Annotated in this window: 16 protein-coding genes; 7 read left to right on the top strand and 9 right to left on the bottom strand. The window is 40.8% G+C overall.

Going from position 1 to position 22,527, the window contains the following annotated elements; translation table 11 throughout:
- Position 1: 1 nt before the first annotated feature.
- Positions 2-361: a Bor/Iss family lipoprotein gene (locus ACEN9X_RS15565; protein WP_413666016.1), complete on the bottom strand. Its 360-nt coding sequence runs from the start codon at positions 359-361 to the stop codon at positions 2-4.
- A 128-nt stretch (positions 362-489) separates the two neighbouring features.
- Complete coding sequence (gene cfa, locus ACEN9X_RS15560) at positions 490-1,605, bottom strand: cyclopropane fatty acyl phospholipid synthase (protein ID WP_413666015.1); 1,116 nt, start codon at positions 1,603-1,605, stop codon at positions 490-492.
- A gap of 245 nt (positions 1,606-1,850) precedes the next feature.
- Here cfa and ACEN9X_RS15555 point away from each other — a divergent pair, with 245 nt between their 5' ends.
- Positions 1,851-3,206: an AAA family ATPase gene (locus ACEN9X_RS15555; RefSeq protein WP_413666014.1), complete on the top strand. Its 1,356-nt coding sequence runs from the start codon at positions 1,851-1,853 to the stop codon at positions 3,204-3,206.
- Complete coding sequence (locus ACEN9X_RS15550) at positions 3,199-3,756, top strand: hypothetical protein (protein ID WP_413666013.1); 558 nt, start codon at positions 3,199-3,201, stop codon at positions 3,754-3,756. The genes ACEN9X_RS15555 and ACEN9X_RS15550 overlap by 8 nt, the downstream gene beginning before the upstream one ends.
- A 118-nt stretch (positions 3,757-3,874) precedes the next feature.
- Here the strand turns inward: ACEN9X_RS15550 and recA are convergent, their stop codons facing one another.
- The 4 genes from recA to ACEN9X_RS15530 form a co-directional block, all read right to left on the bottom strand.
- On the bottom strand, positions 3,875-4,894 hold the full coding sequence (recA, locus tag ACEN9X_RS15545) for a recombinase RecA (RefSeq protein ID WP_091219222.1): 1,020 nt from the start codon (positions 4,892-4,894) through the stop codon (positions 3,875-3,877).
- A 140-nt stretch (positions 4,895-5,034) separates the two neighbouring features.
- Entirely contained in the window at positions 5,035-5,793 is a 759-nt protein-coding gene (nth, locus tag ACEN9X_RS15540; RefSeq protein ID WP_413666012.1) for an endonuclease III, read from the bottom strand.
- Positions 5,794-6,043: 250 nt separating this feature from the next.
- On the bottom strand, positions 6,044-6,238 hold the full coding sequence (locus ACEN9X_RS15535; RefSeq protein WP_413666011.1) for a hypothetical protein: 195 nt from the start codon (positions 6,236-6,238) through the stop codon (positions 6,044-6,046).
- A gap of 263 nt (positions 6,239-6,501) precedes the next feature.
- A complete protein-coding gene (locus tag ACEN9X_RS15530; RefSeq protein WP_090534404.1) occupies positions 6,502-7,086 on the bottom strand; it encodes an RNA polymerase sigma factor in 585 nt (194 codons plus the stop codon).
- 504 nt (positions 7,087-7,590) lie between these two features.
- On the opposite strand from ACEN9X_RS15530, the gene uvrA reads away from it, so the two are divergent.
- From uvrA to ACEN9X_RS15505, 5 genes are all read left to right on the top strand, one after another.
- The gene (gene uvrA / locus ACEN9X_RS15525; protein WP_413666010.1) at positions 7,591-10,485 is read left to right on the top strand and encodes an excinuclease ABC subunit UvrA; all 2,895 of its coding nucleotides are present in this window, start codon (positions 7,591-7,593) and stop codon (positions 10,483-10,485) included.
- Between the two features lie 214 nt (positions 10,486-10,699).
- Entirely contained in the window at positions 10,700-12,988 is a 2,289-nt protein-coding gene (locus tag ACEN9X_RS15520; protein WP_413666009.1) for an IPT/TIG domain-containing protein, read from the top strand.
- 189 nt (positions 12,989-13,177) lie between these two features.
- The gene (locus tag ACEN9X_RS15515) at positions 13,178-13,771 is read left to right on the top strand and encodes a glycoside hydrolase family 19 protein (protein ID WP_413666008.1); all 594 of its coding nucleotides are present in this window, start codon (positions 13,178-13,180) and stop codon (positions 13,769-13,771) included.
- A gap of 90 nt (positions 13,772-13,861) precedes the next feature.
- On the top strand, positions 13,862-14,659 hold the full coding sequence (locus ACEN9X_RS15510; protein WP_413666007.1) for a Fic family protein: 798 nt from the start codon (positions 13,862-13,864) through the stop codon (positions 14,657-14,659).
- Positions 14,660-14,748: 89 nt separating this feature from the next.
- Complete coding sequence (locus tag ACEN9X_RS15505; protein ID WP_413666006.1) at positions 14,749-16,389, top strand: ABC transporter substrate-binding protein; 1,641 nt, start codon at positions 14,749-14,751, stop codon at positions 16,387-16,389.
- Between the two features lie 142 nt (positions 16,390-16,531).
- On the opposite strand, the gene odhB is transcribed toward ACEN9X_RS15505, so the two are convergent.
- The 3 genes from odhB to ACEN9X_RS15490 form a co-directional block, all read right to left on the bottom strand.
- The gene (odhB, locus tag ACEN9X_RS15500) at positions 16,532-18,088 is read right to left on the bottom strand and encodes a 2-oxoglutarate dehydrogenase complex dihydrolipoyllysine-residue succinyltransferase (protein WP_413666005.1); all 1,557 of its coding nucleotides are present in this window, start codon (positions 18,086-18,088) and stop codon (positions 16,532-16,534) included.
- Between the two features lie 61 nt (positions 18,089-18,149).
- The gene (locus ACEN9X_RS15495; protein ID WP_413666004.1) at positions 18,150-20,966 is read right to left on the bottom strand and encodes a 2-oxoglutarate dehydrogenase E1 component; all 2,817 of its coding nucleotides are present in this window, start codon (positions 20,964-20,966) and stop codon (positions 18,150-18,152) included.
- A 172-nt stretch (positions 20,967-21,138) separates the two neighbouring features.
- Positions 21,139-22,434, bottom strand: coding sequence for a DASH family cryptochrome (locus ACEN9X_RS15490; protein WP_413666003.1), 1,296 nt, complete (start codon positions 22,432-22,434; stop codon positions 21,139-21,141).
- Positions 22,435-22,527 lie beyond the last annotated feature (93 nt).

The raw sequence follows: 22,527 nt of genomic DNA, 5'->3' as shown, positions 1-22,527 counted from the left end.
GCTATTTACCAATTACGCCTTCTTTGGCACAAGGTTTACCGCATTTCCACTCAACCCTTGCAGGGCTCCAGATACCCAACGTGATCACTGTAAGCAGCGAATAACCAAAGTTATTTTTCACCGTAACCTCAGCCATGCCATTAACGCCAAGCGAATCACATATAGGGGTAACAATCCGCTTAGGACTTTGAATAGCTCCCCAAAAAAAGAAATTTACATTTTGGTATGATACTTCCGTGCCGGCCTGGGCTTTAGTCTCAACCCGCGCTGTATAACAGCCGCTTAATAATAATGAAAGGAATAAAACCGGTATGCCTTTTTGACAAAAACAGACAGACCACTTTAGGTATGATGGCAACATAAGGCTAGTACTTAGGATTTTACTGAAATAAATTAAAGTAAATCCAAATACTTGATTTTCAGGTAAGTAAAAACACGTTTATTGAATACGTATTTTTACGCCATTTATTTAATGTAGAAGAGGCAGCCTTATCTGATAGATTTATACATGCCCAAATGCTGAGGTTTAGTTAAAACGATATGCCACAAATGATTTTTTCTTGAACGGAAAGATGCTGCGCTGGCGCTGAGGTAATAGCGCCACATGCGATAAAAGGTGTCGCCGTATTTAGCACTAAGCTGCGGCCAGCTTTGCTCAAATTTTTTACGCCATTCCATACAGGTACGGTCGTAATACACGCCGAAGTTATGCCAGTCTTCAAGCACAAACAAACCCTGCCAGGCGGTTGAAAGCTGCGCGGCAGATGGTAACATGCCGTTAGGGAAAATATATTTATCAATCCAGGGGTCCGTAACTTTGGTAGAGTAGTTGCCCCCAATAGTATGCAGCAGAAAGATACCATCGTCGGTTAAGTTCCTGGCTACTGTTTCCATATAGGTTCTGTAATTACGATAGCCTACAGCTTCCAGCATAGCAATGGATACCACCCTGTCGAACTTTTCATTAATATCCCTGTAATCGTCCAGTCGTATTTCAACGGGTAAGCCTTTATTGATTTCGCGCGCGAGGACAGCCTGCTCTTTAGAGATAGTTAAGCCTACTACCGATACGCCATATTTCTCAGCAGCATATTTGGCAAAACCGCCCCAACCACAGCCAATCTCCAACATACGCATGCCAGGCTCCAACTTTAGTTTGCGGCAGATCAGATCAAGCTTGGCTTCCTGGGCTTCATCCAACGTTTCAGCGTTCTCCCAATAAGCACAAGAATACATCATACGCTTATCAAGCATATGTTCAAACAAATCATTACCAATATCGTAATGCTTGTAAGCAACTTCTTTTGCTTTCGACTTAGTTTGCTGATTGGTAAATTTTGCTTTTAGGAAATATTTAAGGGTGTTTAAATCGCGGGGAATTGCTTTATCAACCCGGTGATATTGCACGCGGAAAAAGAATTCGTCCAACGCGTCACAATCCCACCAGCCTTCCATATAAGCTTCGCCAAAACCCAATGAGCCACCGGCAAGCAGGCGATCATACAATTTAGGATTGTGTACCTGTACATCCCAGGGATTAGTACCATTCATGGTAATACCTCCTGCGGCAAACGTATTCGTAACAATCTCTTTCGATGATCCCATAGTTTATATTAATAATTAAAAAACGATTTATTTTGACGGCTTAAAGATAGTATATATCAATTTACTCAAAGATTTTAGGTCTTTATTTATAAATAATTAGAATTTCGTCTTAGATATTGCCAAGTATCTACTAGTTGTGATAAATACGGTGAAAACACCGATTGCATGTTTCGAAATAGAATCTGATATTGCATTTTTTAAGTTGAAAAATTTAGTAATATATTTAGTTCTAAACTAAATCAATCATGATAACTCATATCAAAGTCGACGGATTTAAATCCCTTAGTGATTTTAATTTAGAACTTAAACAAGGGTTAAATATCCTTGTAGGGCCCAATGGTGCTGGGAAAACCAATATTGTTTTATTTTTTGAATTTCTTTCCTATATCGCAAATTATCAGGTTGGTCAAGCAGTGAGCTCAGTAGGTGGGGCAGGAGCCATATTTCAAAAGGTTGGAAAACAGGATTATAGAAAGTCAATAACCGCCACAGTAAATGGATTTTACCAAGTCGAAAAGAGATTATTTGTAATATATGAGTATTCGTTCACAATAAAAATTTCTTTTGAAAAAGACAATGTGTATTTCACTAATCAACACGTAAAAACATATATAACAAATAAACTTAGCGATGATCTATCAGAAATTAAAGACATCCCTAAATGGGACTTGGATATCGGTTTCACTTCAGATGATGATTTGAAAACAACGCTAAAAATTGAGAGTTACAACCCAAAGAAAATGAGATCAAGAATTTTTGCTAGCAAAAACTTACTAGCCGGCGAGGATTTACAAAGATACCGAAGCTTTGTAACTAATCAAAAACCATTATTCTACTGTCTAATTCGTGGCGCTCTTATGTTTAGTGAATTTCAACACGCCATAATGACTGACCTAAAGGGTGGAGAGACATTTAACATTGTTCCTAGCAAAGTAAGGGAATTGGAAGATTCAGCCACCCCTCCTGGGATAAAAAAGGATGGCTCAGGGTTGGCTACTACATTATATGCGATGAAAAAAAATCGATCAAATAGAAAGGTCGACATTTACGACCCATATATACTTTTCAGCGAAGATCAACACCAATATAGCCATCTAACATTAGATAAAATCATCTCATTCCTAAAATTAGCAAACTCTACTATAACTGCTTTAGAGGTAGACAATGATCCCTTTAATAATACCTTGGTCACTAAAATCAGTATTAAGACAGGTGAATACGAGGCCGTTCTTCCTTTATCTTCGATGTCTGATGGCACAATTAAATGGCTAACACTGATTACAGGGATACTTACATCTAAAACAATATTCTCAATAGAGGAGCCCGAAAATTTTTTGCATCCGTGGATGCAGGCAGAAATTGCCAACATAATGAGAGATCATATTGACGAAAAAAAGACTAAGTCCTTTGTCTTAATGACGACTCATAGTGAGTCATTATTAAACCATGCTAAACCGGAAGAAATAATAATTGTCGATTTAAAAGAAGGCAGAACAATAGCCCGGAGAATCAAAAACATATCCATTTATAAAGACGAAATAGCAAATTCCGGATTTGGGATTGGCTATTTCTATTTTAACAACAGCCTAGCTCATGAGTAGACCAGCATTTATAGTTGACGGTTTTACAGAATTAAAAATTGTACAGAGGCTTTGTCCTGGAAGTCCTGTACAAAGAACAGATTTAAACGGTAGATCTGTAACGGTTAATGCTATTTGTTCAAAAATATCAAGTCTAATTAGGATACTGAACAATAGATACTATCCCATAGTAATTCTTATTGACAAAGAAGACAGAGATATTTCATTCAAAGATTTTGCATCACAAGTAACAGCTGGTCTAAAGAAAGATTTTCAAAATGATGATATCAGGGTAGGAGTTGCGGACAGAATGATAGAAAATTGGATTATATCAGATTGGAAAACATTTTGTCTTAACAAGTCGAAAAAGCCTTCTGAAACAGACGGAATAAATGGGACAAGCATGATAAAAAAAGTTAAAGGAATTTATAACAAGCGTGCTGATGGCGTAGATTTATTTATAAAAAATAATCCGTCAATTATGTATAAAACATCTGCATCATTTAAGTATTTTATCGACCTGCTTGACGATGTAGATTGCCATTTTACACAATTCAAGAATAACAATTGATTAAAATTTATATAATACAGTATTGTATTTGAATACAAAAACTAAGATAAACAGAAAAGGGTTTCCAATCGGAAACCCTTTTCTGTTTATTAAATCACTTTAATATATATATCACTGCTTACACTTCTTCCATGCTTTCGCCGGTTACAGTTTCTTTTATTTTATTTTCCAGTTCTTCCTGTAATTCAGGGTTATCAAGGATCAGTTGCTTAACAGCATCACGGCCCTGGCCCAAACGGGTTTCGCCATAGCTAAACCATGAACCTGCCTTTTTAATGATGTTATATTCAACACCCAGATCAATGATCTCACCCGCTTTTGAAATACCTTCGCCAAACATGATATCAAATTCGGCTACACGGAACGGAGGTGCAACTTTATTTTTAACTATCTTAACTTTTACACGGTTACCAGAAACCTCATCAGTATCTTTAATTTGTGAGATCCGGCGTACATCCAAACGTACCGAAGCATAAAATTTCAATGCGTTACCACCGGTTGTAGTTTCAGGGTTACCAAACATAACACCAATCTTATCGCGCAGCTGGTTAATGAAAATACAGCAGCATCCGGTTTTGCTGATGGTACCGGTTAACTTACGTAGCGCCTGTGACATTAAACGTGCATGCAAGCCCATTTTTGAATCGCCCATTTCACCTTCTATCTCGGCTTTAGGAACCAACGCCGCAACAGAGTCGATAACTAAAATATCAATAGCACCCGAGCGGATCAGGTTATCAGCAATTTCCAGTGCCTGCTCACCATTATCCGGTTGAGAGATCAACAGGTTTTCCACATCTACCCCTAATTTCTTGGCATAAAAGCGGTCGAAAGCATGCTCTGCATCAATAAATGCGGCAATACCACCATTTTTTTGCGATTCGGCAATAGCATGAATAGCCAGGGTTGTTTTACCCGATGATTCCGGACCGTAGATCTCAATGATCCTTCCTTTAGGTAAGCCATTAACACCTAAAGCAATATCAAGGCCTAATGAGCCTGTTGATATAACCTCAGTTTGCTCCACTACGGATTCGCCCAGTTTCATGATGGTGCCCTTACCGTATGATTTTTCCAGCTTATCTAACGTAAGCTGTAATGCCTTTAATTTATCGCTGTTTTTATCTGTATTAGCCATCGTTTTATTTTCTTAAGCAAATATAATTACATTTTTTACAATTACTAATTTTTTTAGTAATTTATTTCTATGGTGAATAGTTCATTAAGTGAGTAGTTGATCAGGTTAGCATAGGTAAAGACAAGCAACTATTCACCTAATCAACCATTCTCCACACTCCTCTTCTTTAACTCCTTAGCTATAGTATTAAGCTCCTTTTTCTTTTTAGCTTCTTTGGCTTTTTTAATTTTAGCGGCTTCGGCTCTTTGCAGCGCGGCTTCTGTATTGTTACGCTCATAATACCGGCAAAACCAGGTAAGCGGACAAACATCACATTTAGGGCTACGCGCCAAACAAATGTACCGGCCATGTAATATCAGCCAGTGGTGCGCCACTGCTATGTATTCTTTGGGAATATTTTGAACCAGTTGCTTTTCAACAGCCAGCGGCGTTCGCGCATTATTGGTTAAGCCAATGCGGTTAGCCACCCTGAAAACATGCGTATCAACAGCCATAGCCGGTTCTTCAAAAATAACCGAGGCAATAACATTGGCTGTTTTACGGCCTACACCAGGAAGCTTCTGCAGATTTTCTATCCCGGCAGGTACTTCGCCGTTAAAAACCTCTATAAGCATTTTACCCATGCCCACCAGGTGTTTAGCCTTATTATTAGGATAACTTACAGACCGGATGTAAGAGAAAACCTCGTCGGATGTTGCGGCCGCCAGATCCTGTGCAGTTGGGAAACGCTCAAATAATGCAGGTGTTACCTGGTTAATTCGCTTATCGGTACACTGTGCCGAAAGTATCACAGCTACCAATAACTGAAACGGGTTATTATAATGAAGTTCGGTAACCGGGTTAGGCTGGTTTTTAGAAAAATAATCAACAAAATGGCGGTAGCGTTCGGCTTTTAGCATTTTTAGTTCATGGTTGATAGTTCATGGATCATAGCAAAATACTTCAGGCTTGATGCAATCATAATCCATTTCCAAAAGTATAGATATTAACTGCAATAAAAAACCATGAACTATGATCTATCAACTATAGGCTACCTTAAAAATAGAAAGGTTCATAAATCATTCATTGGGCTTAGGCTCTTACGATTCGCATCGGCAACCTTCTCAACAATTATGATCTATGAACCAGTAGGGGAATCTGCAATAAATACTAACGTAAGCTTTTTGAATAATCCAGAATCTGGTGTATGGTTTGCACTTTAGGTTTCCTGATCAGCAGGTCTAAATCAGTACGAATTGAATTGTAAAAAATCACTTCGTCGGCGTCCAGATTTTCTTGTGCATTCCTGTTCATTTCAGCTTCGTTAGCTAATGCATTCAACGTTTTTGTAAAGGTTTCATCCATAAGCTTATTTTACTATAATTTTTATATGGTTTATAACGGTGGCTTAAAGATAATATTTTGTTAAATGAAAATTAAATGAAATTTTTATTTCGGGAAATTCAGGCCTGAGAGGCCGGGATCACGCTTTTGCAACAGTAAGCGACTTTATATCAACAGTTAATGAAAACTTATCAAAATTTGGTGCAAAAAATAAGGTTAGCATATTATTGTTCAATTTAACCTAAACAATAATACCCTAACCTTTTATATAGGCTTGGTTAACCTTAATTTTTGAGACTAAGCTCCTTGCTCTGCATCATTTTGCGCAGATTATTAAGCGCATAACGCATACGGCCAAGTGCAGTATTGATACTTACATCGGTAATATCGGCAATCTCTTTAAAGCTCATATCACCAAAGTGGCGCATAATGAGTACCTCCTTCTGTTCGGACGGAAGCAACTGAATCAGCGCTTTAAGATCTTTATGGGTTTGATCCCTTACCATTTTATCTTCGGTACTTTCGTCGTAGTTGCCAAGTACTTCAAAAATGTCAAAATCATCGCCATTGCTGATCATTGGCGCACGTTTTTCACGGCGAAAATGGTCAATCACCAGGTTATGTGCAATACGGGTTACCCAGGGCAAAAATTTACCTTCTTCGTTATATTTACCGGCTTTAAGGGTATTGATCACCTTTATAAATGCATCCTGAAAAATATCTTCAGCAAGGTATTCATCTTTTACCAGCAGGTAAATTGAGGTATATATTTTTGATTGGTAACGCCTTATCAATTCTACTAAACCGGCTTCGTCGCCGGCTACGTAAAGATGGATTAGATCCTGATCACTTTTCAATTGAAAATCCATAGAAAGTACTACTTAAACTTAATTTTTAGTTAAAACCTTTTAAAGTAAAGTGTATTCTATAGCGTGCTCCTTAGGGGTTAAAGATTTGTTTCTCCAAATAAAATAAATTATTGGCAAAAAAACAAATAAAATTTTTTTTAAAAGCTCAACTTTACTATTTAATCGGCAAAACCAGTGAATAAACAATCATTTATTTGGTTAGCTCTCTTTAGACTGACTTTTAATACCGAAGGTTTAATCATTCACCAAAATAAATTTTTTAAAAAGTAGTTGTTAAAACAACATTAAACTTTCAAAAGTCAGCCAACTGTAAACTCCAATATCTCACGTAGTTTAATCCAATAAACAATCAAAACTCATTTGGATTCTGCTAAATTTTTTAGGATTTTTGCATTCGCAAAAAGTTCATGGATAACGGATCATAGTTCATGGTATTTTATTTGTTGTGAACCCCACAAACAAGCTATGATCTATCAACCATGAACTACGAACTAATGCAACAGAATGAGTAAAGAAGCAGAAAAAGATCCGCAAAAACATATTATCATAAAAGGCGCAAGGGTACACAACCTTAAAAACCTTGATGTGGCTATCCCCAAAAATAAACTGGTGGTAGTTACAGGCATGTCGGGCTCGGGCAAATCATCGCTCGCTTTCGATACTTTATATGCCGAAGGCCAGCGCCGCTATGTGGAAAGCCTTTCATCATACGCCCGCCAGTTCCTGGGCCGAATGAATAAGCCCGATGTTGATTATATTAAAGGTATTGCACCTGCCATAGCCATTGAGCAAAAGGTAATCACCTCAAACCCACGCTCAACTGTTGGTACATCAACCGAAATTTACGATTACCTGAAGTTGCTTTTTTCACGTATCGGTAAAACCATATCGCCCATTTCGGGCAATATTGTAAAAAAAGATTCGGTTACCGATGTGGTGAACTTTGTGCTTTCGTTGCCCAATGAAACCCAGGTAACTATTCTTGCCCCATTGCACCCGCACAATAACCGGAGCCTTAAAGAGGAGCTTGCGGTGCTGATGCAAAAAGGTTTTGTGCGTGTTGAATATAATGGTAAACTTTCACGCATCGAATCATTGTTAGAGGACGAAACGGTAGAAAACGTTCCTTTGATGGCTGCCGAGCCCGTAGTTGAAATCAAAAAGACTAAAGCAAAAAAAGCTATAGCAGAAACTACAGAGGCCGATCAGCAAACCGTTGTACGCATTGTTGTTGACCGTGTTACCAAAAACGAGGAAGACGAAACCGTTAGCCGTTTAGGCGACTCTATACAAACTGCGTTTTTTGAAGGCAAAGGCGATTGCTTTGTGCGTTTCCAGTCACCCGACGAAGATACCGAGCATGAGCGCTTTTTTTGTGACCGTTTTGAGCTTGACGGGCTTAAGTTTGAAGAACCAACTCCAAACTTCTTCAGCTTTAATAACCCTTATGGCGCCTGCAAAAAATGCGAAGGTTACGGCAAGGTAATTGGCATTGATGAAGATTTGGTAATACCAGATAAAAGCAAATCCATTTACGAGGGTGCTATTGCCCCATGGCGCGGTGAAAAAATGCGCGAATGGAACGATGCACTGGTAAGACATGCCTTAAAGTTCGACTTCCCTATCCATCGTCAATATAACCAGCTAACCGAAAAAGAACAACGAGTGCTTTGGACTGGTAATAAGTTTTTCCGTGGCCTTGATGAGTTTTTCAAGGAGATGGAAGAGCAAACATACAAGATCCAGTATCGTGTTTTGCTATCGCGATACAGGGGTAAAACTACCTGCCCCGAGTGCAAAGGTAGCCGTTTACGGATAGATGCTTCCTACGTAAAGATCAGCGAAAAATCAATTACCGACGTGGTATTGATGCCATTGGATAAAGCATTCGAGTTTTTTAAATCACTTGAACTGAGCGAAACCGATGCCAAAATTGGCAAACGCCTGCTGATGGAAATAACTAACCGCCTTGGCTTTTTAAATGATGTAGGTTTGAGCTATTTAACGCTCAACCGTTTATCCAACACATTATCGGGTGGTGAATCGCAGCGTATTAACCTGGCTACCTCATTAGGCAGCAGCCTTGTAGGTTCGGTTTATGTATTGGATGAACCAAGTATCGGTTTACACCCCCGCGATACCCAACGATTGATCACCGTATTAAAATCTCTCCGCGATGTAGGCAACACTGTATTGGTTGTTGAGCACGAGGAAGAGATCATGAAGGCGGCAGACCATATCATAGATATTGGCCCCGAAGCAGGTACCCATGGTGGCGAACTGGTTTTCACCGGCACTTATAATGAAATTATAAAGGATGATAAAAGCTTAACCGGCAAATACCTGAGCGGCCGGGAGGAGATAGCCATCCCCGCAAGCCGCCGCAAATGGCATGATTTTATTGAAATAAAAGGCGCGCGCGAAAACAATCTTAAGCATGTAAATGCCAAGTTCCCGTTAGGTGTGCTAACTGTTGTTACCGGTGTATCTGGCTCAGGTAAGACCAGTTTGGTAAAACGGATCCTTGCCCCTGCCATTCAAAAGGCATTGGGCAATTATTCGGGTGAGCAAACAGGCTCATACGATGCTATTGATGGCGATTATGGCAAAATTGAACAGGTTGAACTGGTTGACCAAAACCCGATAGGCCGCTCATCACGCTCAAACCCGGTTACTTATGTTAAAGCCTGGGATGAGATTCGGAACTTGTATGCCGGCCAACCGGCAGCAAAAGCTGCGGGGTTAAAACCATCTGCGTTTTCATTTAACGTTGAAGGCGGTCGCTGTGATGTTTGCCAGGGCGAAGGTGAAGTTAAGATAGAGATGCAGTTTATGGCCGATATCTTCCTTACCTGCGAAACCTGTGGAGGCCATCGTTTCAAGCAGCATATTTTAGATATCCAGTACAAAGAAAAAAATGTATCGGATATCCTTAACATGACCATTGATGAAGCCGTTGAATTTTTTGCCAAAGAGCCTAAGATCATCGCTAAAATAAAACCATTGGTTGATGTTGGCTTAGGATATGTGCAATTGGGACAGTCGTCAAATACCTTATCAGGTGGCGAGGCTCAGCGCATTAAACTGGCGTCGTTTTTGGTGAAAGGTAACAATACCAACAAAACGTTATTTATTTTCGACGAGCCTACTACCGGTCTGCATTTTGCCGATATTAAAAAACTGTTGAAATCATTTGATGCCCTGCTTGATCATGGCAATACCATCATTGTTATTGAGCACAATATGGACGTGATCAAATGTGCCGACTGGGTGATAGACATCGGCCCCGAAGGCGGCGACCGTGGCGGTAAAGTTGTATTTGAAGGTGTGCCCGAAAATCTTTTGAAACAAAAGGATAGCTACACCGGCAAGTTCTTAAAAGAGCGATTTGATGATTAACATCAATATTATATCTTAATTAAATTTCTGTAAAATATACTTACAAACACAAGAGCAAAGCGTACAATACACCTTCGGTACGCTTTGCTCTTGTAACATGTGACCGCGCTTTTACGTACCATAAGCAATATCAGCTATTTGTATTTAAATAGTTGCGGTAATCTTCCCAAAGCTTACCAACCTAACCCTTATTAATTATCGAAATATCACAAATATGAATATATCTCTACAAAACTATTTCAAAGCTTCATGCCTTTTGCTTTTACTTGTTGTATTAGGCGTATCCTGCTCCAAATACAAAAAACCAGAAGACGATATAACAACCAAGCCTACAGCAGATTTTACCGCAAAAATTGATAATACTGATTATGCATTTGATGCTACTAATTTTTCTTCAATTTACTACACCACAAGCGGCGACGATATAAAGGCCCTACTCACCACGGCAACTTTAAACACCAATGGAAGCAAGATCATCTTTTTTGTTAACGATTTTAAATCAGGGACTGCTGTTATCAACAAAAAAACCGGCACCTCATCAAATCCGGGCAACCCTCGTTTAAAAGTCAATGCTGTTACTAACTCCGTAGTACAAAGCTATGTGCAATATATAACCGGGGGCAATACTTATTATGCTGTTTCGGGGAGTATCACTGTTTCTTTAAGCGGTAATACAGCTACCATAAAATTCAATGTTACTTTTATGGACGCCGCAGGTAAATCATTCACGGCTACCGGCTCATACACCATAAACGATTTCACAACCAATACAAAACCAAAATCACAAATCACCGATCCAACACCTGTTGTAAGCAAACCGACTATTGAAAATATAACTCCGCTAAGCGGATACGTTGCCGATACGGTTTCCATTACTGGTACCAATTACAGCACCGCTTTAACAGACAATGTTGTTAAATTTAATGGAACCGATGCAAAAGTTGCATCGGCCACAGCTACCATTATTAAAGTAATAGTACCCGCCGGGGCTACAACAGGTGTAGTAACCTTAAAAGTAAAAGACAATGAGGTAATAACCGGGCCTGTATTTACAATTTCATCGCCGGCAACAATAACTTCTATCAGCCCAACCAGCGGCAGGGCCGGTGATACTGTTACCATTAACGGGACCAATTTCAACAGCTCAATTGACGGCAACAGAGTCCGCTTTAACAATGCAGGAGCTGTTGTTATTTCGGCAACTCCAACAAAAATTAAGGTTAAAGCGGCGTTGGATGGCTCAACAGGTAACGTAACGGTGGCCGTAGGTTCGTCTGCACCGGTTACAGGCCCGGTATTTACTTACCTGAACACTCCGCAGGTACAATTCCTTTTGCCTTACCAGGGAAGGACCGGCGACACGATCATTATTCAAGGATATTATTTTGCCGGTACACCAGCTGCCAACATTGTAAGATTTAACGGAATACAGGCAAATGTGCTTACTGCTGCAGGAACAGCGCTTAAGGTAATTGTACCACAGGGTGTTACTTCCGGCAGGGTTACAGTAACTGTTAGCGGCAAAACATCAACTGATAATGCGCCGTTTACTGTTAACGAGCCATATCCTAATATTCAATGGCAGGAGATTTATTCTTCTTCAAGCCTTCAAAACATTAATCAAATGGCCTCATTGAGGACTGGTTTATTATTCACCGGCAGTTTAAACTCCGCCTATCTTTATTACAGTAGTGACAACCAAACATTCACCAACGTTTATAACAACCTGCCTTTTAACAAAAGTAAAAAACTGGTGATTAACTTATTAAGCCAGGACGGAACGGCATTCTATGTAACCAGTAACCTTGGTGTAGCCAAGTCAACAGATGGTATAAACTGGATAAAACTTAACCCGGATAAAAGCAACCCGGATAAAGGCTTCACCGGTATTGTAAGCACCAGTGAAAGGCTTATGCTGGTTTCCGGCTCAACTACGTACACTTCATTAGATGCAGGGGGAGTCTGGACCGCGACAACCAATTCTCAATCCACTCAATTGGATTACTTTATTAGTTTTCCCGGCAGCAAGTATATGTTCGCTATTGATACTGCTAAAAACACCGCATCGCACAACGCTACTAAATTTTACACGTCAATTGATAAAGGGACATCCTGGTATCCTTCAAACAGTTCTTTTACCGGGATCTATCATTTCGACGAAGGTTACAAAGACTTCTTCAAGATAACTGATTATAGTGTTTATTGCGCTTTTAGTCCTGTATCAACTCCTGACATAGCCAATCAACGTTTGTATAGATCTATGTATCAAGGTGAGTTCTGGACCCTGGTGAGCAATGAAGCATGTAATGTTGTAAAAACAGCCGGCTTACGTGTGGCTTATGGCAGCAGAACTTTCAATTTATCAACCAATGACGGCACTACTTTTAAAAGCTTTGCATTGCCCGCCGGTTACACCTTAGGCGGTATAGAATTAGGCCCATGGATCTACATCAGCGCCTATAATGCATCTGGTGCACATAAAATATTCCGCTCAAGCTGGTAATTCTTCTTTCATAAAAAATTAAAAGCCCTTTAGCCTATAAAGGGCTTTTAATTCTCATTACGAGCACCTTAGCTCGTTGATATTCCAAATACGAATATCTATCTTTATCAAACTCTTCTACACCTATTTAATCTGAAACGTTCGTTTACAGCAATTGATTTTTATTAATAAAACCTAATTTTTACTATTATGCCAGGTACAAAAGAATTTTATGACACCATTCGTGACACCATATTTAAAGGTCACATTTCACAAAGCCAGATTGATGGCATCGAAACTATTTTAAAAGCCGCAGCTGATGCCGGCATTACTGATCAGCGCAAAGTAGCCTACATGCTGGGCACAGTTTACCATGAATGTGCCGGAACCATGCAGCCGGTAAATGAAAACGGCAAAGGCAAAGGCCATCCTTATGGCGAAAAGTTTAAAATGGGTGCAGGCCCCGGTCACCGGGTACCTTACACTACGCCCGATCAGTTATATTATGGTCGCGGTTTTGTACAACTAACCTGGTACGAGAACTATGAAGCTTTTGGCAAACATTTAAATGTCGATCTGCTCAATCATCCGGAGCTGGCTTTGCAACCCGATATAGCAGCAAAGATCATGATTGACGGCATGACCAAAGGCATGTTTACTGGTGTTGGCTTAGGCAAATATTTTGACGACACACATGCCGACTGGATCAATGCCCGCCGCATCATTAATGGTAACGACCAGGATGTTTTAATAGCAGGATATGCAAAGCATTTTTATAAGGGATTGACTGGTGTTGATGCGTAGTAAAGTTAAATTCAGTTGCCCAGGTTTATCAGCTTCGGGCAACTGAATCACTATATAAAAACTTATAAGTATTTTCGCGTTGTAGGAACAATGGAAATACTTAACCTGATAGAAAAATATAATGATCTTGGCATAGCCGATGTGATAGATCACGACCGGTTTAACCTGATCTCTATCGACCATCACTCTACGCGGATAGAAGGATCGACATTGACAGAGGTAGAAGCCCAGGTATTGATCAACGAAGGCCGTACCCCTAACGGAAAACCATTAGAGGAAAGCCTGATGGTAACAGATCATCATGCAGCTCTTCTTTTCGCAATCGCAAACGCGAAAGAAAAAAAGCCTTTATCTGTAGCTCTGCTACAAAACATCAACGCGTTAGTAATGAAAAACACAGGTAAGGTATACAATACCATGCTTGGCACCATAGATTCCAGTACCGGCGCATTTAGAAAAGGCAATGTCACTGCCAGGATCTCTTATTTTCCAAACTTTGATAAGGTAGAACGCCTAACGACTGAACTCGTAAAAAAACTGAACGAGTCTATTAACTCTCCTCTATCTGTTTCTGAGCAATTGAATCTCTCCTTTGATGCTCACTTTAATCTTGTCAGCATACATCCGTACTATGATGGCAATGGCCGGACGTCACGGTTATTAATGAATTATATCCAGGCTTATTTCAATCTTCCCTTAGCAATTGTACGAAGTGAAAATAAAGCAGCTTATATTCAAGCTTTAATTGACACCCGCCAACAAGAAAACATTGATATATTCCGCGAGTTCATGGCCGGCGAATACGCTTTTTTACTCAACCAGGAAATTGGGAAATTTGAAGAAATGAAAAAGCCATCAAAAGGAAATGGTTTTACTTTCCTGTTTTAATTTTAGTTATAGCCGGTAATCAATCATCCCTGCGCAATAATCAGCTATTCAATTATCCTGCTACTTCAATAATTGATATATTAGCATGAATGAATAAGCTGATCACTTACCTTTTTGTACTATACTCCATTCAGCTTTGTTCCTGCCATACCGATACCTTTTCCAATCAGCATAAAACAGTTTTTAACATCAACCTGGAAGAAGGCCTTACTTCGCTTGATCCTGCTTTTTGCCGTAACCATTATACCATATGGATGGATAACCAGCTTTACAATGGGCTGGTGCAGATCAACGATAGTTTAAAAACCATCCCCTGTATCGCCAAAAGCTGGGAAACATCGGCAGATGGTTTGCTTTATACCTTTCACCTGCGCAATGATGTTTATTTTCATGACGACCCTCATTTTGCAAACGGTACAGGTCGCCGGGCAGTTGCTTCAGACTTTGTTTATAGTTTTGGCAGGTTGATCGATCCTAAAGTAGCATCATCCGGCTCATGGATCTTCAGCGATAAAGTGAAAGACAAAAGCGCGTTCACGGCCATTAATGACAGTACTTTTCAAATCAGGCTAAAACAACCTTTCGCGCCATTTTTAAGTCTGCTTACAGCACAATATTGCTCTGTAGTACCCAAAGAAGTAGTTGAATTTTACGGCAAGGATTTCAGGAGTCATCCGGTAGGTACCGGCCCCTTCAGGTTTAAATACTGGAAAGAGGGCGAAGTACTGGTATTTTTAAAAAACGACCATTATTGGGAAAAAGATCAGAAAGGTAACCGCCTCCCCTATCTTGATGCTATTCGCTCTACCTTTATTGCAGATAAGCAAACCTCGTTCCTGGAGTTTGTAAAAAAGAATATCGATTTTTTGAACGATATAGATGGCAGCTATCGAGATGATATCCTTACCAAGGCCGGCAAAATAACTCAAAAATATAAAGGAAAGTTCGTACTGAATACCGCGCCATACCTAAACACCATTTACCTGGGCATGCTGGTGGATACCACCTTGCCCATCGTAAAAAAATCCCCTTTAAAACTATTAAAAATCAGGCAAGCCATCAATTACGCTATCGACCGCGAAAAGATGATCAAATACCTGCGCAACAGCATGGGCACACCGGGATACGAAGGCTTTGTGCCCGAAGGCATGCCCGGCTTTAACGGCACAGGCGTAAAAGGCTATACTTACGATCCTGAAAAAGCACGCTGCCTGCTTCGTGACGCAGGTTATCCAAACGGTAAAAACATGCCCGAAATTACGCTGGCTACAACTATTGGTTACCGCAGCTTAATTGAGTATGTACAAGGCCAGCTGGAACGCATCGGCATAAAAACAAATGTGGAGATAACCCAGGGAGCAAGCTTACGCGAGCTGATCTCCAAAAATGGCATCAATTTTTTTTATGGCTCCTGGATAGCCGATTATCCCGATGCTGAAAATTATCTTTCAGTTTTTTACTCCAAAAACAAGATCCCTTTCGGCCCCAATTACACCGGCTTCAACAATAAAAAGTTTGATGAACTTTTTGAACAAACCTACCAGGTAAAAGATGATGAAAAACGATTTGCCATCTACCGCCAAATGGATAACCTGATGATGGAACAATCGCCGGTTGTGGTGTTATATTACGATAAACTGGTAAATCTATATCAAAACAACATCAGCGGTTACAGCCTCAACGGGCAAAACCTGTTGGTGCTTAAAAGGGTGGTGAAGAGTTCGTTTTAGAGATTAGAGGTTAGGTTTATATACAAGTCCTTCAACTGCTTATTATCACCCCATTCATGGTTTGATTCTGATAAAATATCAGTCACAAAAAAATCCCGGAGGGAAAACCAACCGGGATCTCTTTTATAAAGTTTTTGCAGGGTTATACACCTAACAACAACCTTGCAGGATCTTCAAGCAATTGTTTAACCCTTACCAGGAAGCTTACCGATTCGCGGCCGTCAATGATACGGTGGTCATATGACAGGGCAAGGTACATCATCGGGCGGATAACAACCTGGCCGTTTACTGCAACAGGACGCTCAATGATATTATGCATACCTAAAATGGCCGATTGAGGCGCATTAATGATCGGTGTTGATAACATTGAACCGAACACACCACCATTGGTAATGGTAAATGTACCGCCGGTCATTTCAGGGATGGTCAGTTTATTTTCGCGAGCTTTGCCTGCAAGCACTACAATAGCTTTCTCAATTTCGGCAAGGCTCATGCTATCAGCATTGCGGATAACCGGAACAACCAAACCTTTAGGAGCAGATACAGCGATGGAGATATCAGCGAAATTGCTGTATACTATCTCTTCACCTTCAATACGAGCCCCAACAGCTGGCCAGTCTTTCAAAGCCTCAGTAACAGCTTTGGTAAAGAACGACATAAAGCCTAAGCCAACGTTGTGTTTTTCTTTGAATTTATCTTTGTATTTAGCGCGCAATTCCATGATCGGCTGCATATCAACCTCGTTAAAGGTGGTAAGCATAGCCGTTTCATTTTTAACCGATACTAAACGTTTAGCAACAGTTTTACGCAGCGAAGTCATTTTTTCGCGTTTCTCGTCCCTGACACCACTTGCGGCAACCGCTACCGGAGCAGCATTTTGAGCAGCCGGAGCTGGCGCAGCAGGTTTAGCTGCAGGAGCCTGAGCGCCAAGTGCATCGCCTTTAGTGATACGGCCATCAACGCCTGAACCTGATACTGATTTTGGATCAACACCTTTTTCAGCTAATATTTTGGCAGCAGCCGGTGACGGTGTACCAGATGCATAAGTTTTAGCACTTTCGGCAACTGCACCACCACGCGGTGATTCATCGGCAGCACTAACTACAGCCGGGGTTACCGGGGTAACAGCAGGCTGTGAAGCGCCAGCACCTTCAATAGTACAAACTACGGTACCAATAGCTAATACATCGCCTTCTTTAGCGATTGTTTTTAATGTACCTGCTTTTTCGGCAGTAAGTTCAAAAGTAGCTTTATCTGATTCCAGTTCGGCAATGGCTTCATCCATAGTAACAGCTTCGCCGTCTTTTTTTATCCAGCGTGATAAAGTAACCTCAGTGATGGATTCACCAACAGGTGGTACTTTAATTTCAACAGATGCTGATGCGGCAGCAACAGGGGCCGGAGCAGGAGTGTTTGCTACAACTTCTGGCTGTGGTTGTGCTGCTGGTACAGCAGCCTCAGCGCCTCCGTCTTCAATATTGGCAACAATAGCGCCAATTGATAGTACATCGCCTTCATTGGCAACGATTTTTAAAGTACCGGCTTTTTCGGCAGTAAGCTCAAAAGTAGCCTTGTCTGACTCAAGTTCGGCAATAACCTCGTCCATTTCAACGTGGTCTCCGTCTTTCTTTTTCCAGCTCGAAAGGGTTACTTCAGTAATTGATTCGCCTACGGTAGGCACCTTAATCGCTAAGCTCATATTGTAGTATTGTAGATTTTATATTTTTTAATGGATTATGCCAGGATCTTTAATTGATAAATCAATCAGCTCCGGCATCAGCCATCTTCTTTGTTGTTTTTTTAACCGATTCTTTAACCGTTTTACCCGCAGGAGCTTCAAAAGCTTTTGAAACTATGTATAACTGTTGAGCGGCATGCTGTTTAGCAAAACCGGTTGCAGTACTACTACCTTCAATCCTTGATATAACGCTCAGGTTAATCAATTTATCGTTATGGAACTTGCGGCAAATGTATGGCCATGCACCCATGTTTTCAGGCTCTTCCTGTACCCAGATAAATTCAGCTTTTTCGTATTTAGCTTTAATTTTCAGGATTTGAGTAACCGGAGTAGGGTAAAGCTGCTCTACACGCACAATAGCAACATCCTTACGGTTATCAGCTTGTTGTTTGTCAAGCAGGTCATAATATACCTTACCGGTACATAGTAACACGCGTTTTACCTTTTTAGGATCAACGTAGGTATCGTCTATCAGCTCATGGAATTTACCGTTTGTAAAATCTTCAATTGGCGATACACATTTAGGACTGCGCAGCAAGCTCTTTGGTGTAAAGATGATCAATGGCTTGCGGAAATCGCGGTGCATCTGACGCCTTAAAATATGGAAGAAGTTAGCAGGAGTTGTACAATTAGCTACCTGGATATTATCATCGGCGCAAAGCTCCATAAAACGCTCAACACGTGCAGACGAGTGCTCAGGGCCCTGGCCTTCATAACCGTGAGGCAATAACATTACCAAACCATTACCACGTTGCCATTTAGTTTCGGCACTGGCAATGTACTGGTCAACAATGATCTGGGCACCATTAAAGAAGTCACCAAACTGGGCTTCCCAAATGGTTAAAGCGTTAGGGTTTGCAAGGGCATAGCCATATTCAAAACCTAAAACACCATATTCAGATAATAAAGAGTTATAGATGCTCAGTTTAACATCGGCATTAATAGCAGCAAGCGGCGTAAATTCATCTTCCGAATCAACCAGCGTTAATACCGCGTGACGATGCGAGAAAGTACCGCGTTTTACGTCCTCACCGCTTAACCTTATCGGGTAGCCTTCTTTTAATAAAGTACCGTAAGCAAGCAATTCGCCCATAGCCCAGTCAAACACTTTGGTTTTGTTCACCATAGCGCTGCGGTCTTCAAACAGTTTTTCAATTTTTTTGAAGAACTCTTTGTTTGGCGGCAACACAGTGATCTTATTGCCAATCTCTAATATGGTTTCTTCGGCTACAGAAGTATCAATAGCTTTTACCAGTTCTTTATGGCTGGCCAGGTGCAATCCGCTCCAGGCACCTTCAAACATGGCAATGGTATCGGTAAACCTTTCTTCAGATTTTACTTCGTCAAGCTTTTGCTGTAACTCATCTTTGAAGGCCTTTTCAATAGATTTCAGGAATTCAGCATCAATGCTGCCTTCATCTATCAGTTTTTGGTTGTAAATTTTAAGCGGGTTGGGATGTGCATCGATGGCTTTGTACAACAACGGCTGGGTAAATTTAGGCTCATCTGCTTCGTTATGTCCATAGCGGCGGTAGCAAAGGATATCGATAAATACATCCTCATTAAATACCTGCCTGTATTCCATAGCCAGGTTTACAACATAAGCCAAAGCTTCAACATCGTCGCCATTTACGTGAAAAACCGGCGAAAGCACAGTTTTGGCAACGTCGGTACAATAGGTGCTTGAACGTGCGTCTTTATAATTGGTGGTAAAACCTATCTGGTTGTTGATAACCAGGTGAATGGTGCCACCAGTGCGGTAGCCATCCAGTTTTTCCATTTGTAAAACTTCATATACTATACCCTGGCCTGCTATTGAAGCATCGCCGTGGATCAGGATAGGAGCGATTTTTGAATGATCACCACCATATTTAAAGTCGATTTTTGAACGGGTGATACCTTCTACAACCGGGTCAACAGCCTCCAGGTGCGATGGGTTAGGGCAAAGGCTCAGGTGAACTTTTTTACCGCTTTTAGTCTGCACATCGGTTGAAAAACCTAAATGATATTTCACGTCGCCACCAAAAGGTGATTCAGAATCATAATTTTTACCTTCAAACTCAGAGAATACCTCTTTATAGGTTTTCTCCATGATGTTGGTCAATACGTTCAAACGACCACGGTGCGCCATACCGATGATAAACTCCTCGATACCCAAATCGGCACCTTTTTTTATTACCGAATCCATCGATGGGATCAGGGCTTCGGCTCCTTCCAATGAAAAACGTTTTTGACCAAGGAATTTGGTACCTAAAAAGTTTTCGAAAGTTACAGCTTCATTTAGCTTGTTAAGCATTTCCTTCTTTTCATCAAGTGTAAAAGAAGGTGTATTGCGATGGCTTTCCATCCGCTCTTCAAACCATTTTATTTTAATGGGGTTACGAATGTATTTATATTCGGTACCTATCGAACGGCAATAAGTATCTTCAAGCAACTGACGGATATCGCGCAATTTGGCAGCGCCAAGGCCTACTTCAACACCAGCGTTAAAAACGGTATCAAGGTCGGCCTCGCTCAACCCAAAAGTTTCGAGCTCCTTGCCTGGGTAATAATGGCGGCGTTCGCGAACAGGGTTTGTTTTTGCAAACAAGTGCCCGCGCGAGCGGTAACCATCTATCATGTTTAATACATTGATCTCCTTTAAGAAATGTTCAGGAGTAGCTTCACCAACTGCAGCAGGCGCAATTGCTCCGGCGGCGTCAGCATCCTTGCCAAAATCAAATCCTTCAAAGAATTTTTGCCATCCGTAATCAACCGATTCCGGTTCCTGTTTGTACTGTTCGTATAGGGAAGATATGTAGGCAGCGTTTCCGCTATTTATATAATTGAGACGATCCATGTGAAACTGATCTTTAAAACGGTACAAAAGTAATGATATACCGCTATATACTTCATAATTAATTGTAAAGAAATTTAACCATTATTAGGCTTATTTTACCCATTGAGGTGAAAACTCAAATTATCGGTTGTTGTTTTACAGCAGATACAAAATATTTTAGTGCTGATAATATTTAAGCCCTAACCAAATCCCCCGCCTCATCAATGGATGATGGCTGCCAGGTATTCACAAAATCGGTTTTGGCTTCAAGCTCTTTGGGGAGCCTGGTGGCTATAGTATATTTGCTTTCTTTGGCATCGTTAACACCGGCAATAAAAGCCCAGTTGCCCCAGTTACTGGCCGGTGAATAATCAATCAGTTTTTCTTCAAAGTAAGCAGCCCCCTGTGTCCAGTCGGCTTTAAGGGTATTTACCAAATAGCCCGCCACGATTTGCCGGTTTTGATTGCTGATAAAGCCCGTAGCGTTAAGCTCATGCATAGCAGCATCTATCAGGGGCACCCCGGTTTCGCCATTTTTCCATTTTTGTAGCAGCAGGTCGGCATCCGGAGCAAGGTCCTGGACTGCGTCTTTAGCTTTGATAAATTTTTGCCCGTGCTTCTTAAACATAAACCTGAAATAGTCGCGCCAAAGCAATTCAAGCTTTAACAGGTTGCCGTTATTGCCATATTTCTGAATCTCCCAATAAACCTGCCTGGGCGAAATACATCCAATCGAGATCCAGGGAGAAAGTTTTGAAGAGCAATCAACGCCGTTGCGGGCATTTTTTTGCTTAGTCACCTGGTCAATATTGGCAAAACATTTATGCAGTTGCACCAAAGCCGCGGTTTCGCCACCCTGAAAATATTCGGTAGCGCGCATATCATCAACAGGTTCATTTAAACCTAATTGCTGTAAAGTTGGCAATTCGCCGGCATCAGCAATTTCCGGAACGGTGATGTGATCGGGTGTTGGTACGCATTGCCTGACATTACTGTCGCGTTCAACTTTCTTTTTAAAAACTGCGAAACTATCAGGAATATCTTTAATCGGAAAAGGAAGGTCCTCCTTGTGGTACATGGTATGCCCGATAAAATGCTTAAGATTAAGCCTCATCTTCCAAAGTGCGGCTTCAACCTCCTCAGAAATCCTGGTTTCTTCATAGGCTACCTCACGATGATGATAAACTTCATTTACATGGTATTCTTCGGCAAGCTGAGGAATAACTTCTGCCGGATTACCTATTCTGATGATGAGTTCGGCGTTAAAGCCCTGTAAATTTTTGCGGAGATCAGCAACGGCCTCTAACAGAAACCGCGCTCTGAAATTCCCCGTTTTTGAAGCTCCTGTTTCGGTGTGCTGGAAGTAGTAAGGATCGAAACAATAAACCGGCAGTACTTTATCAGCCTTGCGCACGGCTTCTAACAATATTTCGTTATCATGAATACGCAAGTCATTTCTAAACCAAACCAGAATAGTTCTATCACTCATAGTTAAACAGGGGGTTAACTGAATAATGCAGTATGCAAATTTGCAATTTATTTGCGTTTTATGCACATTTTGCCACAACATTATGACACCGAC

Source organism: Mucilaginibacter sp. Mucisp86, from assembly GCF_047324315.1.
Lineage (GTDB): Bacteria > Bacteroidota > Bacteroidia > Sphingobacteriales > Sphingobacteriaceae > Mucilaginibacter.
This window is presented reverse-complemented; position numbering and strand designations above follow the sequence as displayed.

What these genes read in the sequence shown, in the direction of transcription:
- recA (WP_091219222.1), bottom strand. Translation starts at nt 4,894, where the DNA reads ATGGCTAATACAGATAAAAACAGCGATAAATTAAAGGCATTACAGCTT.
- ACEN9X_RS15535 (WP_413666011.1), bottom strand. Translation starts at nt 6,238, where the DNA reads ATGGATGAAACCTTTACAAAAACGTTGAATGCATTAGCTAACGAAGCT.
- ACEN9X_RS15510 (WP_413666007.1), top strand. Translation starts at nt 13,862, where the DNA reads ATGGAAATACTTAACCTGATAGAAAAATATAATGATCTTGGCATAGCC.
- ACEN9X_RS15515 (WP_413666008.1), top strand. Translation starts at nt 13,178, where the DNA reads ATGCCAGGTACAAAAGAATTTTATGACACCATTCGTGACACCATATTT.
- ACEN9X_RS15505 (WP_413666006.1), top strand. Translation starts at nt 14,749, where the DNA reads ATGAATAAGCTGATCACTTACCTTTTTGTACTATACTCCATTCAGCTT.
- ACEN9X_RS15530 (WP_090534404.1), bottom strand. Translation starts at nt 7,086, where the DNA reads ATGGATTTTCAATTGAAAAGTGATCAGGATCTAATCCATCTTTACGTA.
- odhB (WP_413666005.1), bottom strand. Translation starts at nt 18,088, where the DNA reads ATGAGCTTAGCGATTAAGGTGCCTACCGTAGGCGAATCAATTACTGAA.
- ACEN9X_RS15550 (WP_413666013.1), top strand. Translation starts at nt 3,199, where the DNA reads ATGAGTAGACCAGCATTTATAGTTGACGGTTTTACAGAATTAAAAATT.
- cfa (WP_413666015.1), bottom strand. Translation starts at nt 1,605, where the DNA reads ATGGGATCATCGAAAGAGATTGTTACGAATACGTTTGCCGCAGGAGGT.
- ACEN9X_RS15555 (WP_413666014.1), top strand. Translation starts at nt 1,851, where the DNA reads ATGATAACTCATATCAAAGTCGACGGATTTAAATCCCTTAGTGATTTT.
- ACEN9X_RS15565 (WP_413666016.1), bottom strand. Translation starts at nt 361, where the DNA reads ATGTTGCCATCATACCTAAAGTGGTCTGTCTGTTTTTGTCAAAAAGGC.
- uvrA (WP_413666010.1), top strand. Translation starts at nt 7,591, where the DNA reads ATGAGTAAAGAAGCAGAAAAAGATCCGCAAAAACATATTATCATAAAA.
- nth (WP_413666012.1), bottom strand. Translation starts at nt 5,793, where the DNA reads ATGCTAAAAGCCGAACGCTACCGCCATTTTGTTGATTATTTTTCTAAA.
- ACEN9X_RS15495 (WP_413666004.1), bottom strand. Translation starts at nt 20,966, where the DNA reads ATGGATCGTCTCAATTATATAAATAGCGGAAACGCTGCCTACATATCT.
- ACEN9X_RS15490 (WP_413666003.1), bottom strand. Translation starts at nt 22,434, where the DNA reads ATGAGTGATAGAACTATTCTGGTTTGGTTTAGAAATGACTTGCGTATT.
- ACEN9X_RS15520 (WP_413666009.1), top strand. Translation starts at nt 10,700, where the DNA reads ATGAATATATCTCTACAAAACTATTTCAAAGCTTCATGCCTTTTGCTT.